This window comes from Priestia sp. BR_2 (assembly GCF_041954005.1).
In the GTDB taxonomy this organism is placed as follows: Bacteria; Bacillota; Bacilli; order Paenibacillales; family Paenibacillaceae; genus Paenibacillus_AQ; species Paenibacillus_AQ lautus_A.
Map to the genome: position 1 here is coordinate 1 of NZ_JAVFHM010000262.1, position 791 is coordinate 791.

Consider the following 791-nt stretch of genomic DNA (forward strand, 5'->3'; position numbering starts at 1 on the left):
CTATTGCATACGCTATACATCCATAGTTAACATAATACCAATTATCGGAAATAAAAGAGCGTTAAGCTTATCAAAAACTTACGCTCTTCCTACTCACAATTTATCAACTAGAGAAACTAAGTTTAGAATAGGCTCTGCCTCTTTTTCTTCTTGATATGGCTCAAAATTTATTTCACCAAGTTTTACACCTACATCATATTCACCAATTAAACTATCAAGCATAATAAATGCTGCAGCAATAAACTGATCATTTTCTTCGCTATATCCTTTAATGTAAATAACAATATCTAAACAATCCATTTGTTTATCTTCTCTATACGTAAAGAAAATATCTTCTGTATTTAAAACAATATCTTCAAAATAAATTTCTTGTTCACTATCTTGTCTTTGTCTAAATGCTACAACGTTAAATTTCTCGAGGCTGGGAGCTTCCTCCACCAGCTTTATGACAGCAGGAAATGCTGAAACCATTCCTTCTGCACTGATAATAAATTCTCTTTTTCCTTGGTTCATTTCTACACTGAATTCAAAAGTTAAATCTTTATGATACTTGGATAATTGTAAGCCCAATTTGTTAAATAAAAGATCATAATTATTTTCGTCTAATTGAAAATACTCTTCGCTATTTTTTTCAAACCAAGACCAGAATTCTTTTTCAGTGATTTTTTTCTTAAATAAATTCTTTAACATAAGACCTCCATGGGGTTCTATATACATTTTTAATTAAAGTATATATCAAAAACTTCACAAGAATATATATATATTTCATATAAAGTTAATTACCATAATGT

1 protein-coding gene is annotated in these 791 nt (G+C 28.7%); it reads right to left on the reverse strand.

Annotated features, from left to right (window positions below):
- Positions 1–93: 93 nt before the first annotated feature.
- Entirely contained in the window at positions 94–690 is a 597-nt protein-coding gene (locus RB298_RS20660) for a hypothetical protein (RefSeq protein WP_171779273.1), read from the reverse strand.
- Positions 691–791: the final 101 nt, after the last annotated feature.